Source organism: Pelosinus propionicus DSM 13327 (genome assembly GCF_900114615.1).
Lineage (GTDB): Bacteria > Bacillota > Negativicutes > DSM-13327 > DSM-13327 > Pelosinus > Pelosinus propionicus.
In genome coordinates this window covers 1-1,870 of sequence record NZ_FOTS01000118.1, presented here as the reverse complement: position 1 = coordinate 1,870, position 1,870 = coordinate 1, and the positions used below count along the sequence as shown (strand labels likewise).

The 1,870-nt window shown below is 43.2% G+C and carries 1 protein-coding gene; it reads left to right on the top strand.

The genetic code is table 11. The features are described 5' to 3' along the window. The first annotated feature begins 90 nt into the window (after positions 1–90). Entirely contained in the window at positions 91–1,704 is a 1,614-nt protein-coding gene (locus BMZ99_RS25785) for an IS1182 family transposase (RefSeq protein ID WP_139214871.1), read from the top strand. The last annotated feature ends 166 nt before the right edge of the window (positions 1,705–1,870 follow it).

Below are 1,870 nucleotides of genomic sequence, written 5' to 3'. Positions count from 1 at the left end.
GGGGCTGTCGCATTAAGCCAGCCTCCAAAAGCAACAAAAAACGGCAACTGACAAGAGTCAGAAGCCGTTTTTTGTTGTAAAATCAAATTTATGACGAAAAAGAATTTACAACCAGATTATACAGTAAACGAGGATACCTATCAACTATTTCTTCTGCCCATGGATATTGGCGAAATGATCCCGGCAGAAGATTCGGTACGCTTACTCAACGCGGTAATGGAAGGGATGGATTACAGAAAATTGTACGCCGCGTACTCTCGCATGGGGAGAATCGAGAAATCACCGAAACGGTTGTTTAAAGTTCTCGTGTATGGATACATGAACGGCATCTACTCCAGCCGTAAACTAGAACAGGCTTGCCGACGGGATATCAATTTTTTGTACCTGTTGGGTAGAGAGAAAGGGCCGGATCACGCCACAATTGCAAGGTTTCGCAGCGATCGGCTGACGCAAGTAATAGACGACTTGTTTAATCAGTTAGTGCAAGCATTAGCCGATGCAGGAGAATTGTCGCTAGTGAGCGCATTCATCGATGGGACCAAGTTAGAAGCCAACGCCAACCGCTACAGCTTTGTATGGAAAAAAGCGACACAAAAGAATGAAACAAAGCTACAAGAAAAAATGAAAGCAGAACTACCTACGCTAGCAGCAGAATTGGGGCTTCGCTTTGCTGTTGGCGATAAGATCAAAGCCAAGCATCTAAAAAAACTGCGTAAACGCCTTAAAACCTTACAAATAAAAAAAGAAATAGTTTTCGTTCATGGTAAAGGACCACGCAAAACACCGCTGCAGCGAGGGATAGAGAAGGTGCAAGACTATCTTGCCCGGCAAAAGCAGTATGATGATTATAATCACAGCTTCGGGGAACGCAATAGCTTTTCCAAAACAGATAGAGATGCCACTTTTATGCGGATGAAAGAAGATCACATGAAAAACGGACAGCTTAAACCGGGCTACAATGCTACGATAGCAGTAGATGCAGAGTATGTCGTAGCCGCTATGATTTCCAAGGAGCGAAGTGACAGTCAAACGTTTATTCCGATGATGGAAAAACTCCAAGGTCTAGGATATAGCAAACCGGTGGCGGATGCAGGGTTTGAAAGCGAGGAAAATTATACATGGTGTGAGAAACAAAGGCTAACAGCATTTATCAAGCCAGCTAATCACCACCTGGCAAAAACTCGCAAATACAAAAGCGACATTGGCAGACGGGATAACATGCCCTACGATGCCCAAATCGATAGTTACCTCTGCCATATGGGTTACTCCATCCAAGCAGCCTACGAGAAGAAGACCAAGTCCAAAGCTGGTTATTCTATCGTAACAACGGTATACACCTGCACAAAATGCACTGGCTGCCCACATAAAACCAAATGCATCAAAGGAGCAAGTAAAAAGCCGCTAGAAGAACGAAGCAAGAATCTGCATGTATCCAAGATTTTTCTCAGACAGCGCGAAGAAATGCAGGCACGAATTCAAAAGGAAGAAGGCATCTTATTGCGCATGAATCGTTCGATTCAAGTCGAGGGAGCTTTTGGGGTTCTTAAAGAGGACATGGGCTTTCGGCGATTTTTGATGCGTAGTCAAGTTAAAGTGCATACTGAATTTCTATTGCTGTGCATGGCATACAACCTAAAGAAACTCCACAACAAAATCCAAAACGGTCGTTGTGGAAGTTATTTGCATATTCCCAAAGCGTCCTGATAACGGTATATAATTTTTTTGAAGGGAAGTCGATTCCTCTGTTTTGTTATGCCCATAATCTAGCTACGACTTCTTTTTTTCTTCCGATCAACAAGAGATTTCTGCTTTTTTATTAAAAAAGAGGCGTACCGCAAAACGATTTCAATAAACGTTTTGCGACACGCCC